The organism is Pararhizobium sp. P1_E7 (genome assembly GCF_056405855.1).
This window is the reverse complement of the sequence record NZ_JBFUBH010000008.1, coordinates 127,954-143,399: the sequence shown is the minus strand read 5'-3', so window position 1 is coordinate 143,399 and position 15,446 is coordinate 127,954. Positions and strand designations below refer to the sequence as shown.

Below are 15,446 nucleotides of genomic sequence, written 5' to 3'. Positions count from 1 at the left end.
GAAGTATCCGCTTTCGCTAGAGCCGGTCTGGGCGTGAACAGCACGGCCCGTTGGAGGAGAGCGTCTTGGACCAGCAGACAGCAACCTGTGGCAATGAAGACTTCATTTCGCCCGCACCGGCGCTGCCGAATACCGGCACCGCAGCCGCCCTGACCGGCGGGCTGATGTGTCTCCTGTCGATGTCGAGCGTGCAGTTCGGTTCAGCACTGTCAGCCCCGGCAATTGCTACCTTTGGGCCCTCAGGCACCACCTGGCTGCGGTTGGCCTGGGCTGCCGTTCTGCTTGCCATCGTCGTGCGCCCGCCTGTCCTTCGCTATTCGCGGGCACAGTGGCAGATGGCGGGGCTGCTGGGCGCGTGCATGGCGGGCATGACCCTGTGCTTCTTTGCGGCGATCGAACGGATTCCGCTCGGGCTCGCCGTTGCCATCGATTTCCTCGGTCCGCTGGCCGTTGCGACCTTTGCCTTCGGCCTCGGCTGGCGGCTGGTCTGGCCGCTTCTTGCCGGCGCCGGCGTGCTGTTGCTGGCCCAYGACGGCAATGGCTGGATCGGCGATTCCACCGGCATTCTCTTCGCCTTCGGTGCCGCCGCCGGCTGGGGGCTTTACATTATCCTGATGAAGAAGGCGGGAAGCGCCTTCGAGGGCCTGCAGGGCCTTTCCATGTCGCTGATCGTCGCGGCGGTCGTCGCCACGCCGTTCGGGCTTATGGATGCGCCACGCCTGACGCTCGAGGGTACCGTGACGATCGCGGGGCTCGCGCTGCTCGTGCCGCTGATCCCCTACGCGCTGGAAATGATCGCGCTGCGCCGGATGAGCACGTCTTCCTTCGGCATTCTGATGAGCCTTGAACCGGCGCTCGGCGCCATTGCGGGCTTTCTGGTGCTGAGCCAGCCGATGACGGCCCTGCAGATTACGGGCACCGTTCTCGTCGTCGCGGCAAGCGCCGGAGCCACCGCCACCGGCCGTTGAACGCCCAAGAATTATTGCCGCGCTTTTTGCAAACCCGATGATAGAGTGCTGCTTCGAAAGCGTCGCTTTTTCCATCGAGGTGTGCATGTTTCCACTATCGCATATGATGAAAGCCTTTATTCGCAAGGGCCAGCTGACAGTCATCGACGCCGATGACAAGCCGCATGTTTTCAAGGGCGAACCTGGTCCTGAAGTGACGATGCGGCTGACCGATCGCAAGCTTTACCGCACCCTCGTCTTCAATTCCGAACTGGCCGCCGGCGAGGCCTATATGGACGGCACGCTGCGCTTCGAGGACGGCTCGACGCTGCGCGATTTCCTGACGCTGTTTTCGATCAACCGGCTGTCGCTCGGCTCCTACCCCATCCAGAAGGCGCTCCGCGCCATCAAGATGCGTTTCCGCAAGCGCCAGCAGTCCAACGTCAAGGGTGAGGCGCAGCGCAACGTTGCCCATCACTACGACCTCGGCAACGATTTCTACAAGCTCTTCCTCGACGAGCACATGCTCTATTCCTGCGCCTATTTTCGCGAACCGGACGAGACGCTGGAGCAGGCGCAGCGCAACAAGCTGAGGCTGCTTGCCTCCAAGCTATGCCTCAGGCCCGGCATGAAAGTGCTCGATGTCGGCTGCGGCTGGGGGGATCTGGCGCTTTATCTCGCCCAGCTCGAAGATGTCGAGGTCCTGGGCGTCACGCTATCCAAGGAACAACAGGCACTGGCGACGCAACGCGCCAAGGATGCCGGGCTTGAGGGCCGCGTCCGCTTCGAGCTGCGCGACTACCGCGAGGTCAACGAGAGCTTCGATCGCATCGTCTCGGTCGGCATGTTCGAACATGTCGGCGTCAGCCACTACGATGAATTCTTCAAGAAGCTGAACACGTTGATGCCGGACGACGGCATCGCCGTGCTGCATTCGATCGGCCATATGAGCCCGCCCGGCATGGCCAGCGCGTGGCTGCGCAAATACATATTTCCGGGCGCCTATTCCCCCGCCCTGTCGGAGGTTTTCGAGGTGGTCGAGCGCAACAGCCTGTGGGTGAGCGATCTCGAATTTCTGCGGGTTCACTACGCAACGACGCTCAAGCATTGGGTCGAGCGCTTCGAGAAGAACCGGGCCAAGGTCGTCGAAATGTATGACGAGCGCTTCGCCCGCATGTGGGAATTCTACCTGGTCAGCTGCGAAATGATGTTTCGCACCGGCAGCCAGCTGGTGTTTCACATGCAGTTGTCGCGCTCGCGCGATGCAGCACCGATCGTGCGCGACTATATCACCGACCGGCAGAAGGCCTATATCGTGCGCGAGCAGACGCTGAACATCACTCTATGAGGGGCGCCCCGTCGCTGCCTCCCCACTGCAGGCGCTTGTAATCGAAGCCGTATTCGAGCGTCGGCTTGACGATCGCGAAATAGGGCGAAAGGTCGAAATCGCGCGGCGTGTAGAGCGAATGATGGCGGATGTGAAGGATTTCGGCGCGGGAATAGTGAGAGGTCGCCGACGCCCGGCCGGGCGCGCGCGTAATCTCCGGCAGGATCGGATAGCGGATCTGCTCGAAGGCTTGGGCGATCAGCGTCGAGCAGATGGCGCGCGTCGGATCGCCAGACCCGAAAGCCAGCATGCGGCGGCGAAAGCGCACCGGGACCGGCGGTGCCGGCAGGAAGAAACGCAACATGTCGAAAATGTTCTTCATGTCGTACTTGAGGCCCAGCCGCGAGATCATGAAGGACACCACCGAATTCCGGTCTTCCGGCGTCAGCCCGATCGGCCGGCAGATGCGGGTGTTGTAGGTGGAATATTTGCGGAGCGGCACCGCGATGCAGCCCTTGCCGAGGTTCACCTCGATCAGTTGTGGACGATCAATGACCGGAAGCGTCGCCTCATCGAGTGTCAGCGGGATTTCGTCGCCGGCGAAAAAGGCGGCATGCGACCAGGTCGATTGGGTCAGGTATTTGATCGCCGCCGACACTTTCTGATTGCCCTCGATCAGGAGAATGTCTCCGGGCCGGAGTGTACGGGCGAGCGTTTCGGGGGCGGACGGCGTATAGGGCTCATAGCCCGACGTCTTTGCCGTCAGCTTTCCGGCCAACGCCATGCCGATGCGATCGAGAAGGGTATCCTTGCTGGTCAGAAGCGGGTTCATGCGAGAGCAGCCTTCTTCCGGGCGTTCATCGTACTGTTTATGTAGGAATTTATCCTGCCGTCTGTCGAGTCATGCGGCTTCGCGTGGGGTTGACCTTCACGCGACGGCGGCTTAGATTTAGAACCGTTCTAAACTAGGTTATTCATGTCATGTTCTCCAGCCTGTTTTCGCGCTTCAAGCGTTCGCTGTCCTCTCTCTCCGAACAGGAGGTTCTAGCCCTTGCCATTTCCTCGGAAGAGGATGACGGGCGCATCTACCTCGCCTATGCCAATGCCTTGAAAGACACCTATCCGGACAGCGCCCGGGTCTTCGAAGACATGGCCGAGGTGGAAAACACACACAAGAACATGCTGATCGACATGCATCGCCGCCGTTTCGGCGAACGCATTCCCTTGATCCGGCGCGAACATGTCAGCGGTTTCCTTACCCGCAAGCCGGACTGGCTGCGCAACAACCAGTCGCTCGACGCCATGCGGCGGGAGACCGAATCCATGGAAACCGAGGCTTACAACTTCTATGTCGAGGCCGCGAAGTGCACCTCCGACGCTGCAACCCGGCAACTGCTGGGCGAACTGGCGCTGGCCGAACAGGGCCATGAAGACATCGCGCGCGGCCTGACGGAAAAACATGTCCCCGAAGGCGTGCGTAAAAAGGAAGACGAGAAGGCCCACCGCCAGTTCCTGCTCACCTATGTGCAGCCGGGTCTCGCCGGACTGATGGACGGCTCGGTCTCGACACTGGCGCCGATCTTCGCCGCCGCCTTTGCCACCCAGGACACCTGGCAGACGTTCCTTGTGGGCCTGTCCGCATCGGTCGGCGCCGGCATATCCATGGGCTTCACCGAGGTGGCCCATGACGACGGCAAGCTTTCGGGACGCGGCTCGCCGCTCAAGCGCGGCCTTGCCTGCGGCATCATGACGACGCTGGGCGGACTTGGCCACGCCCTGCCCTATCTCATTCCGCACTTCTGGACAGCTACGATCACCGCCGGCATCATCGTGTTCTTCGAACTCTGGGCCATCGCCTTCATCCAGAACAAATACATGGAGACGCCATTTTTACGCGCCGCCTTCCAGGTGGTGCTTGGCGGAAGCCTGGTTCTGGCGGCGGGTGTTTTGATCGGGAACGCGTAAGGGCAGCAGCCTTCTTCTGGCTGAGGTGCGATTGGCAGCGGCCCCTGATCAGCGACCGGCAAACGCCCGGCCGGCGCAAGGCCTGTTGCCAGGTACTGCCTGAAAATGGATGACGCCCGAAGAGGCTCTGATCAGTTCCCGACCGAACCGACCAGCACTTCCGCGCCGTTCTCGATGGTGACCCAGCGGCCGGTGTTGACCGAGGCCTGACGCTTCAAAAAGCGGTAGGGTGTCTTGGTCCAGAGCTTTATTTCGTTTTCGAGATTGTCGAGGATGAAGTCGCCCTGTGCGGTGCGGACCGTGAGCACGGCGTGGCCTTCGCCATCCGGCTTGCGCACGACGGTGATCAAAAGGTCAGCGGGAGAGAAACCCTTTTCCATCAGGCGCTTGCGCTTCAGGAGAACGAAATCCTCGCAATCGCCGGCGCCGTCCGGATAGGCCCAGACTTCGTCCTTGCCGAACAGGTCCATGTCGGTCATCGGGGTGATTTCGCTGTTGACGGCCAGATTGACCTGGCGGATGACCGACCAGCCGAAATCGGTGACGCGCGGCGCGGTCGTCGATTTGGTCTTGATCTCGCATTCCGGGCGATGGGTCTGGCAGAATTCGTAATGACCGATCGGCTGCGACGTGATGGCGCCGGTCTGCATCGACAGTGCGGTTGCCGACGGTGCCGGGATTGCAGCACCTGCCGATGCGAAAACAGCCGCAATTGCCACGACCGCTTTCCTGATGCCCATCACCTGCGCCATACATGTCCCCTGTGGCGCGGTCCTCTTCTGAAACAGTCAGGAAGAATCCCCGCGAAAATCTGAAACCTGACGTCAGCTTTCGCGGTCAAACCCCGCCGCGCGCCGCTCTAATCGTTAACAAAGAGTTAACAATGCGGCCGAAACGAAGTCAATCTGCAGAATCCGGGATCGCCGGATATGGTTAAAATGCCCGGCAAATCCTGTGTGTGGTGGGTGCGGCTTTCAGCCTGCCAGCATGGCGTCCACGGCGGTCAGAATCCGCTCGATATCCTCCGGCCGCGACAGGCGATGATCGCCGTCGCGGATGAGCGTCATCACCACATCGTCCGATGGCAGATGCTCCATCAGTTTCAGGGCATGGCTATAGGGAACGTCGGGATCCTGCATGCCTTGCAGGATATGCACAGGGCAGCCTGTCTCGATGATGCCGGTCATAACCCGGTTCCGCCTGCCGTCCTCGATCAGCCCCGCAGTGTAGATGTTCGGATCCGGACCATAGGGCGTCGGCTCCTCGAAATAACCGCGCTCGGCCAGCGAGGCCCGTTCGGCATCCGTTAGGTTCGGCTCGATCAGATCGCTGGTAAAATCCGGGGCAGGCGCAATCAGCACGAGACCGGCAATCTTTGCGCCCTCGCCACGGGCGCGCAGCTTGGCGATCAGCCGGAGCGCTACCCAGCACCCCATCGACGAGCCGACCAGCACCATGCGCTCAGGCCCAACATGATCGATAACCGCGAGACTTTCCTCCAGCCATCTTGAAATCGTGCCGTCGGCAAAGGCGCCGCCCGAGGCGCCGTGGCCGGAATAATCGAAACGGATGCACGCGGAACCGGCGGCGGCGGCATGCCGCTCCAGCTCGACGGCCTTGGTGCCCGTCATGTCCGACCGGTAGCCGCCCAGCCAGACCAGCACCGGCAGGGCGTTGCCGCTCTTTGCCGGCAGGATGCGCATGGCGATACGGCGCGATTCGCTGCCGCTGCCGACTTCGAGATAGTCGGGATCGGCGTTCGACACTGGCAATGACATGCGATTTTCCCTATTTTTGAGCGCTTCCCGCCGATTTTCTTTCTAAAACAGATTCTTCGAATGCCTGACAGGTGGTGATTTTCGCAAACAGCTGTGTTATTGACTTTTCCGCAGCAATTTCCACATGAAGACCAAGCGGCAGTTGAACGGCGTTTTTGCCGGGATATCGCGCTATCATCCGACATTGCATTCGTAACAGCTCGAGGAGAGTACGACCATTCGCAGACCGTTCAAAACGGACGCCCCTGTCAAAGACGGGCCCCGCTCTAACAAGGAAATCCGGTCCCTCCGGGTTCAGCTCATCGACGCCGAAGGCGTCAACCACGGCAACGTTCCCACCGATCAGGCGCTCCGCATGGCGGAAGAACTGGGCCTCGACCTCGTCGAGATCTCGCCGAACGCGGAACCGCCGGTGTGCAAGATCCTTGATCTGGGCAAACTGAAATACGCCACGCAGAAGAAAGCCGCCGAAGCGCGCAAGAAGCAGAAGATCATCGAGATCAAGGAGATCAAGATGCGTCCGAACATCGACACGCATGACTACGACGTCAAGATGCGCGCGATGAACCGCTTCTTTGAAGAAGGCGACAAGGTCAAGGTAACGCTGAAATTCCGCGGCCGCGAAATGGCCCACCAGGAACTGGGCATGAAACTGCTCCTCCAGGTGAAGGAAGACACCACGGCGATCGCCAAGGTCGAAGCCGAGCCGAAGTTGGAAGGTCGCCAGATGATGATGGTGCTGGCACCAAGGTAAGCGGCTGTTATCAGGATCGCATAGGATGAAGCCGCCTCCAGGGCGGCTTTTTCCGTTTCAGGCGCTTGTCGTAAGACGTGCCCCGTAACCTGACAGAATGCTGACAGACGCGCTCAGTGGCCTGTCAGTTGCCGGATGCCAGTCTCCCCCCGTCCCGAAACAAGGAAAAGGATGAAGACATGCATAGTGCATTCAAGAAGATGTTGCTCGTTTCGACAATCGGCATTCTCGGTGTTGCTGGAGGACCAGTAACGGCCTCCGTCCTTGCGCTTGGTCCGAGCCACCCCCTGGCGGCGACGGCGTTGGCAGAGAGTGGAACCGTCAGCAGCTTCGAAGCCGGCCCGAATGGCGGCTATGATACCAGCTCTAGCGGCGGCAGTGAAACAGGCACAGGTGGTGCCAGTGGTGAAACAGGCACAGGCGGTGTCGGCAGCGACACGGGCGCTGGCGGTGCCAGCAGTGACACAGGTGCAGGCGGTGCCAGCAGTGACACGGGCGCTGGCGGTGTCAGCAGCGACACGGGCGCAGGCGGTGCCAGCAGTGACACAGGCGCGGGCGGTGCCAGCAGTGACACGGGCGCAGGTGGTGCCAGCAGCGACACGGGCGCAGGTGGTGCCAGCAGCGACACGGGCGCGGGCGGTGCCAGCAGTGACACAGGCGCAGGTGGTGCCAGCAGCGACACGGGCGCAGGCGGTGCCAGCAGTGACACAGGCGCAGGCGGTGCCAGCAGCGACACGGGCGCAGGCGGTGCCAGCAGCGACACGGGCGCGGGTGGTGCCGGCGGTGAAACAGGCACAGTTGGTACCGGCACGGGTGGTGCTGACTAATCGAGCCTGGAGCTAACCGTTTGGGGGCGCCAGGTTCGTCGCCTCCACCGAGCGGACCATGTCCCGCGTGTGCGCCCCGCATCAAACCTGAAGCGGGGCGCACACGGTTTCGACGAAAAATTATCTGCTGGCCCGTGTTTCGTCACTTTTATGGTCAATTCTGCTGGCGACTGTCGAGGAATAATGAAAATTCGTGGGCAACGGGATCTGGCGAGATTGCGCGATGCTGCGCCGCTGAAGCGACGGCATGGTGGCGTTCTTCTTTGCTGGTCCCTTGCCTTGTCCCTGGCCCAACTGCCCGGAGGCGGCAAAGCGTTCGCAGATGGTGGCGCGAAAAGCAGCCAAGCGGATACCGGTGCGAACGGCGAGCGGGGCTCAGGCGACCCGCAGGCGGACAATGGACGTGAGGACGATAGCGGTGACGGCCAGACGATCCAAAAACAATCGGAAGTCGGGGAAGGTACGGACCAGGAAAATGCGTGGGAAGCCGTTGCTCAAGGACGAGTCCTGCCTCTGAAGACTGTGCTCGCTCAGATCGATCCGGAGAGATACGGCACGGTCATTGCCGTCGATCTGCGGCGATACAAGGGCAAGGACGTCTATCGCTTGAAGACGCGGGACAAAATGGGCGTGATCCGCGAACTCAGAATCGATGCACAGACCGGCAAATTCATGAACGTCTTCGGACTTTGAGGCACAGATGCGCATACTTCTGGCAGAGGATGATCCCTATATCGCCGGTCATGTGCGTGGAAAACTGGAAGCCGAAGGCTATGCGGTCGATACGCTGGCGCACGGCCCCGACATCTGGGAGCGGGGTGAGGACGCCAGCTATGCGGCGATCATCCTTGATCTCGGTCTACCGGGTCTGGATGGACTGTCGATCCTGAAACGCTGGCGGCAAGAGGGGGTGGAAACGCCCGTCGTCGTGCTAACGGCCCGCGGATCGTGGATGGAACGGGTCGATGGTTTCGACGCCGGCGCCGACGACTACATACCAAAGCCATTTCGAGCGGAAGAACTGGTGGCGCGATTGAGGGCGCTTCTGCGCCGCGCCGGACCACGGTTTCAGGCCGTCAAGTCGGCAGGCCGCTTCACCCTGGACGAGACAACCCGTCGTGTTACCTTCGATGGCGGAGCGCTCGAACTCAGTCCCCTGGAATATCGCATGGTCGCGTATTTCATCGAAAGGAAGGGCGAGGTGCTGACCCAGCTCGAACTGGCAAGCCATGTTCAGGGGCGGGACGACGATTCAGCGAAAAATGCCGTCGAGGCGATGGTTGCGCGATTGCGCCGCAAAACCGAAAGCGCTGCCATCGAGACACGGCGCGGCTTCGGCTATCTATTGCCGGAAACGCCTTCATGATGCGCTCGCTGCGGCTGCGGCTGGCGGTCGGGGCGGTGATCGCGATCGGTCTGGTGGTGCTCGTGGTTTGGCTGTCGCTCGCCCGGTTCTTCACTGATTACGTTGTTGCTCAATATCGCGGGGAAATGACCACCATCATCGACACGCTCGCCGTCGAGGTTACGTTGCGCGACGGCGAACTGACGTTAGGCCGCGAACCTGCAGATCCGCGTTTCGACCTTCCGGCGGGCGGGCGCTACTGGCAGATTTCGCCCATCAAGGGCAAAACGATGCGGTCGCGCTCGCTGTGGGATACGGCGATCGAGGTCGGCACGCCGGCTGTCTCCCATTATGAGGGATTTTCCGTCAGCGAAGGCCCGGATGGCCAGCCGCTGCTCGTCCATAGTCAGGTTCTGTCACTCGGCGAAAACGCGCCTTCGGTCCGTTTCGTCGCGTCTGCGGCGTTTCCGCAAAAGGAGCTGGATGCCGCACTCGGTGATTTTCAGGGGCGTTTGAGGCTGATGCTGGTTGCGACCGCCGGCGTTTTGGCCGCCGCGGCCTTTTTTCAGGGCGCCATCGGGTTGGTGCCCCTTCGTCGCCTCAGCGAGCGGGCAGCGTCGGTGCGAGCCGGCCGCGTCCGCGATTTTGGAACATCGGGCCCAAGCGAGGTGCAGCCGCTGGTCAGCGAGATCAACCTGCTGCTGGAGGAGCGAGAAGTTGCCGTGGAACGCGCCAGGGCGCGGGCCAGCGACCTTGCCCATGGTCTGAAGACGCCGCTGACGGTTCTTGCGCAGCTTGCCGAACACCTCCCACATGAAGAGCGGACGCTGGCGCTTCGGCAAGTCGAGCTTGCCCGTCAGCGTGCCGACCGTCAATTGCAGGCGGCCCGCATGGGCGTCGAACGAATGGCGACGACATCCGTCATGGGCCTCGGCGGCAAGCTTGTCAGTGTATTGCGGCCTGTCACCGCCGAAAGGGATATCGCCTGGCAGGTCTCCATCGACAGCTCGCTGTCTCTCGACGTCGATCCCGCCGACCTGGCCGAATGCCTCGGCAACCTGCTCGACAACGCGGCAAAATGGGCGCGCTCGTTCATCCGGTTCTCCGCACATCGGTCAAATCAAGACATTGCGATCCTTATCGAGGACGACGGCCCCGGGATTGCCGAACACGATCGTCAATCCATCCTTCAAAGAGGCGCGCGGCTTGACAACGCAGACGACAGGGAGCCAGAAGGAACGGGGCTTGGCTTGGCGATCAGCGCGGATATCGCCGATGCCTACGGCGCCTCCTTGACGCTCGGACAATCCGATCTGGGCGGACTGAAGGCAATCTTGACCTTTCCGCTGAAGGTCGCTCGACGGCCGGTGCGCGATCCTGCCTGACGGCATGGCATCCAAGCGCGATCAATCGCCGGCGGGTGGGTTGCGCTTTTCAGGGACTTCGGGTAAAAGCCCCCATCCGAACGGTCCGGCAGGGCATGCCGTGGCCGTTCTTTACGCTGGAGACGACCTCGTCAGTCGATCTCAAATCAAGAAGAATGGAGTAGCAAAATGCCCAAGATGAAGACGAAATCCTCGGCCAAGAAGCGGTTCAAGATCACCGCGACCGGCAAGGTGATGGCAGCTGCCGCAGGCAAGCGCCATGGCATGATCAAGCGGTCCAACAAGTTCATTCGCGATGCACGCGGCACCATGGTGCTTGCAGAGCCTGATGGCAAGAAGGTCATCAAGAACTACCTGCCCAACGGTCTCTAAGACGTCTGGCACTTTTGGATTTTTAAGGAGATCATGACATGGCACGTGTAAAACGCGGCGTAGCAGCTCACGCCAAGCACAAGAAGACACTCAAGGCAGCCAAGGGCTTCTACGGCCGCCGCAAGAACACCATCCGCGCAGCCAAGGCTGCCGTGGATCGCTCGAAGGCTTTTGCCTATCGCGACCGTAAGGTCAACAAGCGCAACTTCCGCGCTCTCTGGATCCAGCGCATCAACGCTGCCGTTCGCGAACATGGCCTGACCTACGGCCGTTTCATCGACGGTCTGTCGAAGGCTGGCATCGAAGTCGACCGCAAGGTTCTCTCCGACATGGCTATCCATGAGACGGAAGCATTCGGCGCACTCGTCGCTGCTGCCAAGAAGGCGCTTGAATACCTCAAGGACGCAGGCACCACCAACGAGTTTGAAAGCGCGGTTCGTTAAGACCAGCGCTTCCCAAGCCTTTGATATTTTAGTTGGGAAACCCGCGCTGGTACGGCTGGCGCGGGTTTTTCTTTGACCGATCACGGGAAATGAACCATGTCCGATCTGCATGCACTGAAAGAAAAGCTGCTGACCGAGGTTACCGGAGCCGATGACGAAGCCGCGATCGAAGCCGTGCGCGTCAATGCACTCGGCAAGAAGGGCTCGATCTCCGAACTCCTGAAGACGCTCGGCACCATGACGCCGGAAGAGCGCCAGACGCGCGGTGCCGCGATCAACGCGCTGAAGACTGATGTCTTCGAAGCCATCACGGCCCGCAAGTCGGCGCTGAAGGACGCGGCAATTGCCGAGCGGCTGGCCCGCGAGACCGTCGATATCTCGCTGCCGGTGCGGTCTTCCCCGGCGGAACGCGGCCGCATCCATCCGATCAGCCAGATCATCGACGAGATCACCGCGATCTTCGCCGATATGGGTTTCTCGATCGCCGAAGGTCCGGATATCGAGACCGACTATTACAATTTCACCGCGCTGAACTTCCCCGAGGGTCACCCGGCCCGCGAAATGCACGACACGTTCTTCTTCAATCCGGACGAGAAGGGCGAGCGCAAGGTTCTGCGCACCCATACCTCGCCGGTGCAGGTGCGCACGATGGAGGCCCAGAAGCCGCCGATCCGCATCATCATCCCGGGCAAGACCTACCGTCAGGATTCGGACGCCACCCATTCGCCGATGTTCCACCAAGTCGAAGGCCTCGTCGTCGACACCAAGTCGAACGTCGCCAACATGCGCTGGATTCTTGAAGAATTCTGCAAGACCTTCTTCGAGGTCGACGATGTGACGATGCGCTTTCGCCCGTCCTTCTTCCCGTTCACCGAGCCGTCCTTCGAGGTCGATATCCAGTGCGACCGCTCCTCCGGCCCGATCGTCAAGTTCGGCGAAGGCACCGACTGGATGGAAATCCTCGGCTGCGGCATGGTCCACCCGAACGTCCTGCGCGCCGGCGGCCTCGATCCCGATGTCTACCAGGGCTTTGCCTGGGGCATGGGTCTCGACCGTATCGCCATGCTGAAATACGGCATGCCGGACCTCAGAAACTTCTTCGACGCTGACGTGCGCTGGATGAGCCACTACGGTTTCCGCCCGCTCGACATGCCGACGCTGTTTGGCGGATTGAGCGCCTGAGATCAGGAAACCGACGATGAGTGCTGCGGCCGAAACGAACGCGACCCACACCGGCGGATGCCGGTGCGGAGCCGTGCGGTTTGAGGCCAAAGCCGATCCCGTCCATGTCAGCTATTGCCATTGCAGCGATTGCCGGCGCGCAAGCGGAGCGCCCGTTTCGGCCTTTGTCGGTTTTCGCGCGGATGACGTGACCTTTCGCGAAACGGTACCGGCTTCGCGCTTCGGTGTTTCGCCGATCACGCGCACGTTCTGTGGCGTCTGCGGATCACCGGTTTCCTATGCCGATGAGCGGCTCGACGGACAGATTTTTTTGATGCTGGGCGCGATGGACCGCCCGCAGAACTATCCGCCAAGCGTGCATGGTTATGTGAGCGAACAGCTTCCCTTTTTCCATATTGACGACGGTCTCCAGCGCAGGGAAACGACCACCGTGCCGAGAGACCCGAAGGAGTAAGACAATGAAATTCACACTCTCCTGGCTGAAAGACCATCTGGAAACCGATGCGACCCTCGAACAGATCTGCGAGCGCCTGACGGCGATCGGGCTCGAGGTCGAGGATGTCGACGACAAGGCCGCCTTCAAGCCGTTCGTCATCGCCAAGGTCGTCTCGGCCGAAAAACATCCGCAGGCCGACAAGCTGAAGGTGCTGATGGTCGATACCGGCTCGGGCGCGCCCGTTCAGGTGGTCTGCGGCGCGCCGAACGCGCGGGCTGGCCTCGTTGGCGCGTTCGCGGCACCGGGCGCCTATGTGCCCGGCATCAACGTGACGCTGGCGATCGGCACCATCCGTGGCGTCGAAAGCCGCGGCATGATGTGCTCGGAAAAAGAGTTGCAGATGTCGGACAGCCATGACGGCATCATCGATCTACCGGACAATGCGCCCGTCGGCACCAGCTTTGCCGCTTACGCCGGGCTCGACGATCCGATGATCGAGATCAACCTGACGCCGAACCGTCCGGACTGCACCTCGATCTACGGTATTGCCCGCGATCTCGCCGCATCCGGCCTTGGTACGCTGAAGGCTCCGGCGGCGCCATCTTTCAAGGTTGAAGGCGAAACGACGACCAAGGTCAAGCTCGACCTCGGCGAGGACACACACCTGTGCCCCGGCTTTGCGCTGCGCCTGGTGCGCGGCGTCAAAAATGGTCCAAGCCCGAAATGGATGCAGCAGCGCCTGCTCGCCATTGGCCTTCGCCCGATCAATGCGCTGGTCGATGTCACCAACTACATGACCTTCGACCAGGGCCGGCCGCTGCACGTCTTCGATGCCGCCAAGGTCACGGGGAACCTTATCGTCCGCCGCGCTGTGGAAGGCGAAAAGGTCCTGGCGCTCGATACGCGCGAATATACTCTTTCGCCGGCTAACGTCGTCATCGCCGACGAGGACGGCATCGAGTCGATCGGCGGCATCATGGGCGGCGAACATTCCGGCTGCGACGAAAACACCGTGAACGTGCTGATCGAGTCCGCGCTGTGGGACCCGATGAACATCGCCAAGAGCGGCCGGGCGCTGGGGATCATCACCGATGCGCGCTACCGCTTCGAGCGCGGCGCCGATCCGGAATACATGATCCCGGGCATCGAACGCGCCACCCAGTTGATCGTCGATATCTGCGGCGGTACGGCGGCAAGGACCGATATTGTCGGCTACCACGGCTATACGGCCAAGGTCGTCGATTTCCCCGTTTCGGAGGTCAAGCGCCTGACGGGTCTCGATGTCGGCTCCGAAGAAGCCATTTCGATCCTGAAGGGCCTGGGCTTTGGCGTCGAAGGCTCCGGCAACCAAGTCTCGGTTTCCGTCCCCTCCTGGCGGCCGGATGTCGATGGCAAGGCGGACCTCGTCGAAGAGGTCATGCGCATCCATGGCGTCGACAATATCAAGCCTGAACCGATCGAAAGCCTCGGCGCGGTCAACGGCAAGATCCTGACGACGCTGCAGATTCGCACCCGGCTTGCCAAGCGGGCGCTCGCTTCGCGCGGCATGCTCGAAGCCGTCACCTGGTCGTTCGTCTCGAAGGCGCAGGCCGAGCTTTTCGGTGGCGGCGCGGCAGGCCTGTCGCTGGCAAATCCGATCGCTGCCGACATGTCCGATATGCGGCCATCGCTGCTGCCCGGTCTTTTGACCGCCGCGCAGCGCAATGCCGACAAGGGCTTTGGCGACGTGGCGATCTTCGAGGTCTCCGGTACCTATGAGAACGACACGCCATCCGGCCAGCGCCGCGTTGCCGGCGGGATTCGCCGTGGCACGGCATCGCTTGCCGGTGCCGGCCGCTCCTGGTCGAATGCCACGAAGGGCGGCGGCAAGCCGGTCGATGTCTTCGACGCCAAGGCCGACGCCATTGCCGTTCTCGAAGCCTGCGGCGTGCCGATGGGCAATGTCCAGTTCGAAGCCGGCGGCCCGTCCTGGTACCATCCCGGCCGTTCCGGCACGATCAAGCTCGGCCCGAAAACCATCCTTGGTTACTTCGGTGAATTCCATCCGAAGGTGCTGGAAGCGCTCGATGTTTCCGGAGCGCTTTCAGGCTTCGAAGTCTATGTCGACGCGATGCCCGAGCCGAAGAAGAAGGCCACCCGCACCAAGCCGGCGCTGGAGCTTTCGCCCTTCCAGGCCGTCAAGCGCGACTTCGCCTTCGTGGTGGATAAGACCGTCGAAGCCGGCGCGATCCTGAAGGCCGCATCGAGCGCCGATCGCAAGCTGGTCACCGGCGTCAACGTCTTCGACATTTTCGAGGGCGCATCGGTCGGCGAAGGCAAGAAGTCGGTCGCCATCGAAGTCGTCATCCAGCCGGCCGAGCGCACGCTGACCGACGAGGACTTTGAGGCCCTGACCGGCAAGATCATCGCCAACGTGACCAAGAACACGGGCGGGGTTCTGCGGGCTTGACGACATATCGGAAGGGGCGGTTTTTTCGCCCCTTTTTGTCTGCCTGAGATACAACCGGCCACCGTGTTTGAGCAAAGGACCGACGTAATTGGTCTGGTGTCCGCCGATAGCGGGCACCAGACCATCGGCCGTGGTCGCAGCCGGAGATTTTGCACGGGGTCGTTTGCCGATATCGGGGCCGCGAGCCCCCCAGATGCATCGCCAGGCTTGGCGCGGACCGCGCACTCCGTCTCTCC

General features: G+C 61.6%; 17 protein-coding genes. 13 read left to right on the top strand and 4 right to left on the bottom strand.

Annotated elements, in window-relative coordinates; genetic code table 11:
• The first annotated feature begins 164 nt into the window (after positions 1-164).
• Together AC1D17_RS11810 and AC1D17_RS11805 are read left to right on the top strand one after the other, a co-directional pair.
• Complete coding sequence (locus AC1D17_RS11810) at positions 165-968, top strand: EamA family transporter (RefSeq protein WP_477565665.1); 804 nt, start codon at positions 165-167, stop codon at positions 966-968.
• 85 nt (positions 969-1,053) lie between these two features.
• Positions 1,054-2,295: a class I SAM-dependent methyltransferase gene (locus AC1D17_RS11805; protein WP_477565601.1), complete on the top strand. Its 1,242-nt coding sequence runs from the start codon at positions 1,054-1,056 to the stop codon at positions 2,293-2,295.
• On the opposite strand, the gene AC1D17_RS11800 is transcribed toward AC1D17_RS11805, so the two are convergent.
• Positions 2,285-3,106: a C40 family peptidase gene (locus AC1D17_RS11800; RefSeq protein WP_477565600.1), complete on the bottom strand. Its 822-nt coding sequence runs from the start codon at positions 3,104-3,106 to the stop codon at positions 2,285-2,287. The two genes, AC1D17_RS11805 and AC1D17_RS11800, sit on opposite strands and share 11 nt — an antisense overlap.
• 149 nt (positions 3,107-3,255) lie before the next feature.
• On the opposite strand from AC1D17_RS11800, the gene mbfA reads away from it, so the two are divergent.
• On the top strand, positions 3,256-4,239 hold the full coding sequence (mbfA, locus tag AC1D17_RS11795; RefSeq protein ID WP_477565599.1) for an iron exporter MbfA: 984 nt from the start codon (positions 3,256-3,258) through the stop codon (positions 4,237-4,239).
• Between the two features lie 131 nt (positions 4,240-4,370).
• Here the strand turns inward: mbfA and AC1D17_RS11790 are convergent, their stop codons facing one another.
• The 3 genes from AC1D17_RS11790 to AC1D17_RS11780 form a co-directional block, all read right to left on the bottom strand.
• Positions 4,371-4,991 (bottom strand): transglutaminase-like cysteine peptidase, encoded by a 621-nt coding sequence (locus AC1D17_RS11790; RefSeq protein WP_477565598.1) that lies wholly within the window; start codon positions 4,989-4,991, stop codon positions 4,371-4,373.
• Positions 4,992-5,213: 222 nt separating this feature from the next.
• Positions 5,214-6,017 carry an alpha/beta hydrolase gene (locus tag AC1D17_RS11785; protein WP_477565597.1) on the bottom strand — a complete coding sequence of 268 codons (804 nt, stop codon included), beginning with the start codon at positions 6,015-6,017 and terminating at the stop codon, positions 5,214-5,216.
• A 10-nt stretch (positions 6,018-6,027) separates the two neighbouring features.
• On the bottom strand, positions 6,028-6,342 hold the full coding sequence (locus AC1D17_RS11780) for a hypothetical protein (RefSeq protein WP_477565596.1): 315 nt from the start codon (positions 6,340-6,342) through the stop codon (positions 6,028-6,030).
• Here AC1D17_RS11780 and infC point away from each other — a divergent pair.
• The 10 genes from infC to pheT all read left to right on the top strand — a co-directional run bounded on the left by infC (position 6,235) and on the right by pheT (position 15,210).
• The gene (gene infC / locus AC1D17_RS11775; protein ID WP_264223048.1) at positions 6,235-6,771 is read left to right on the top strand and encodes a translation initiation factor IF-3; all 537 of its coding nucleotides are present in this window, start codon (positions 6,235-6,237) and stop codon (positions 6,769-6,771) included. The two genes, AC1D17_RS11780 and infC, sit on opposite strands and share 108 nt — an antisense overlap.
• 179 nt (positions 6,772-6,950) lie before the next feature.
• Positions 6,951-7,598, top strand: coding sequence for a calcium-binding protein (locus AC1D17_RS11770; RefSeq protein ID WP_477565595.1), 648 nt, complete (start codon positions 6,951-6,953; stop codon positions 7,596-7,598).
• Between the two features lie 216 nt (positions 7,599-7,814).
• On the top strand, positions 7,815-8,291 hold the full coding sequence (locus tag AC1D17_RS11765; protein ID WP_477565594.1) for a PepSY domain-containing protein: 477 nt from the start codon (positions 7,815-7,817) through the stop codon (positions 8,289-8,291).
• A gap of 7 nt (positions 8,292-8,298) precedes the next feature.
• A complete protein-coding gene (locus AC1D17_RS11760; protein WP_477565593.1) occupies positions 8,299-8,964 on the top strand; it encodes a response regulator transcription factor in 666 nt (221 codons plus the stop codon).
• The gene (locus AC1D17_RS11755; RefSeq protein ID WP_477565592.1) at positions 8,961-10,328 is read left to right on the top strand and encodes a sensor histidine kinase; all 1,368 of its coding nucleotides are present in this window, start codon (positions 8,961-8,963) and stop codon (positions 10,326-10,328) included. The genes AC1D17_RS11760 and AC1D17_RS11755 overlap by 4 nt, the downstream gene beginning before the upstream one ends.
• A 168-nt stretch (positions 10,329-10,496) precedes the next feature.
• The gene (gene rpmI, locus AC1D17_RS11750) at positions 10,497-10,700 is read left to right on the top strand and encodes a 50S ribosomal protein L35 (RefSeq protein WP_018323613.1); all 204 of its coding nucleotides are present in this window, start codon (positions 10,497-10,499) and stop codon (positions 10,698-10,700) included.
• Between the two features lie 38 nt (positions 10,701-10,738).
• Positions 10,739-11,143 (top strand): 50S ribosomal protein L20, encoded by a 405-nt coding sequence (gene rplT, locus AC1D17_RS11745; protein WP_037129295.1) that lies wholly within the window; start codon positions 10,739-10,741, stop codon positions 11,141-11,143.
• A 96-nt stretch (positions 11,144-11,239) separates the two neighbouring features.
• Entirely contained in the window at positions 11,240-12,325 is a 1,086-nt protein-coding gene (gene pheS / locus AC1D17_RS11740; RefSeq protein ID WP_477565591.1) for a phenylalanine--tRNA ligase subunit alpha, read from the top strand.
• Between the two features lie 16 nt (positions 12,326-12,341).
• Positions 12,342-12,779, top strand: coding sequence for a GFA family protein (locus tag AC1D17_RS11735; protein WP_477565590.1), 438 nt, complete (start codon positions 12,342-12,344; stop codon positions 12,777-12,779).
• A gap of 4 nt (positions 12,780-12,783) precedes the next feature.
• Positions 12,784-15,210 (top strand): phenylalanine--tRNA ligase subunit beta, encoded by a 2,427-nt coding sequence (pheT, locus tag AC1D17_RS11730; protein ID WP_477565589.1) that lies wholly within the window; start codon positions 12,784-12,786, stop codon positions 15,208-15,210.
• The last annotated feature ends 236 nt before the right edge of the window (positions 15,211-15,446 follow it).

Coding starts and splice junctions, on each gene's coding strand:
- AC1D17_RS11805 (WP_477565601.1), top strand. CDS start 1,054: ATGTTTCCACTATCGCATATGATGAAAGCCTTTATTCGCAAGGGCCAG.
- AC1D17_RS11770 (WP_477565595.1), top strand. CDS start 6,951: ATGCATAGTGCATTCAAGAAGATGTTGCTCGTTTCGACAATCGGCATT.
- pheS (WP_477565591.1), top strand. CDS start 11,240: ATGTCCGATCTGCATGCACTGAAAGAAAAGCTGCTGACCGAGGTTACC.
- AC1D17_RS11790 (WP_477565598.1), bottom strand. CDS start 4,991: ATGGCGCAGGTGATGGGCATCAGGAAAGCGGTCGTGGCAATTGCGGCT.
- AC1D17_RS11760 (WP_477565593.1), top strand. CDS start 8,299: ATGCGCATACTTCTGGCAGAGGATGATCCCTATATCGCCGGTCATGTG.
- AC1D17_RS11785 (WP_477565597.1), bottom strand. CDS start 6,017: ATGTCATTGCCAGTGTCGAACGCCGATCCCGACTATCTCGAAGTCGGC.
- AC1D17_RS11800 (WP_477565600.1), bottom strand. CDS start 3,106: ATGAACCCGCTTCTGACCAGCAAGGATACCCTTCTCGATCGCATCGGC.
- rpmI (WP_018323613.1), top strand. CDS start 10,497: ATGCCCAAGATGAAGACGAAATCCTCGGCCAAGAAGCGGTTCAAGATC.
- AC1D17_RS11735 (WP_477565590.1), top strand. CDS start 12,342: ATGAGTGCTGCGGCCGAAACGAACGCGACCCACACCGGCGGATGCCGG.
- mbfA (WP_477565599.1), top strand. CDS start 3,256: ATGTTCTCCAGCCTGTTTTCGCGCTTCAAGCGTTCGCTGTCCTCTCTC.
- rplT (WP_037129295.1), top strand. CDS start 10,739: ATGGCACGTGTAAAACGCGGCGTAGCAGCTCACGCCAAGCACAAGAAG.
- AC1D17_RS11755 (WP_477565592.1), top strand. CDS start 8,961: ATGATGCGCTCGCTGCGGCTGCGGCTGGCGGTCGGGGCGGTGATCGCG.
- pheT (WP_477565589.1), top strand. CDS start 12,784: ATGAAATTCACACTCTCCTGGCTGAAAGACCATCTGGAAACCGATGCG.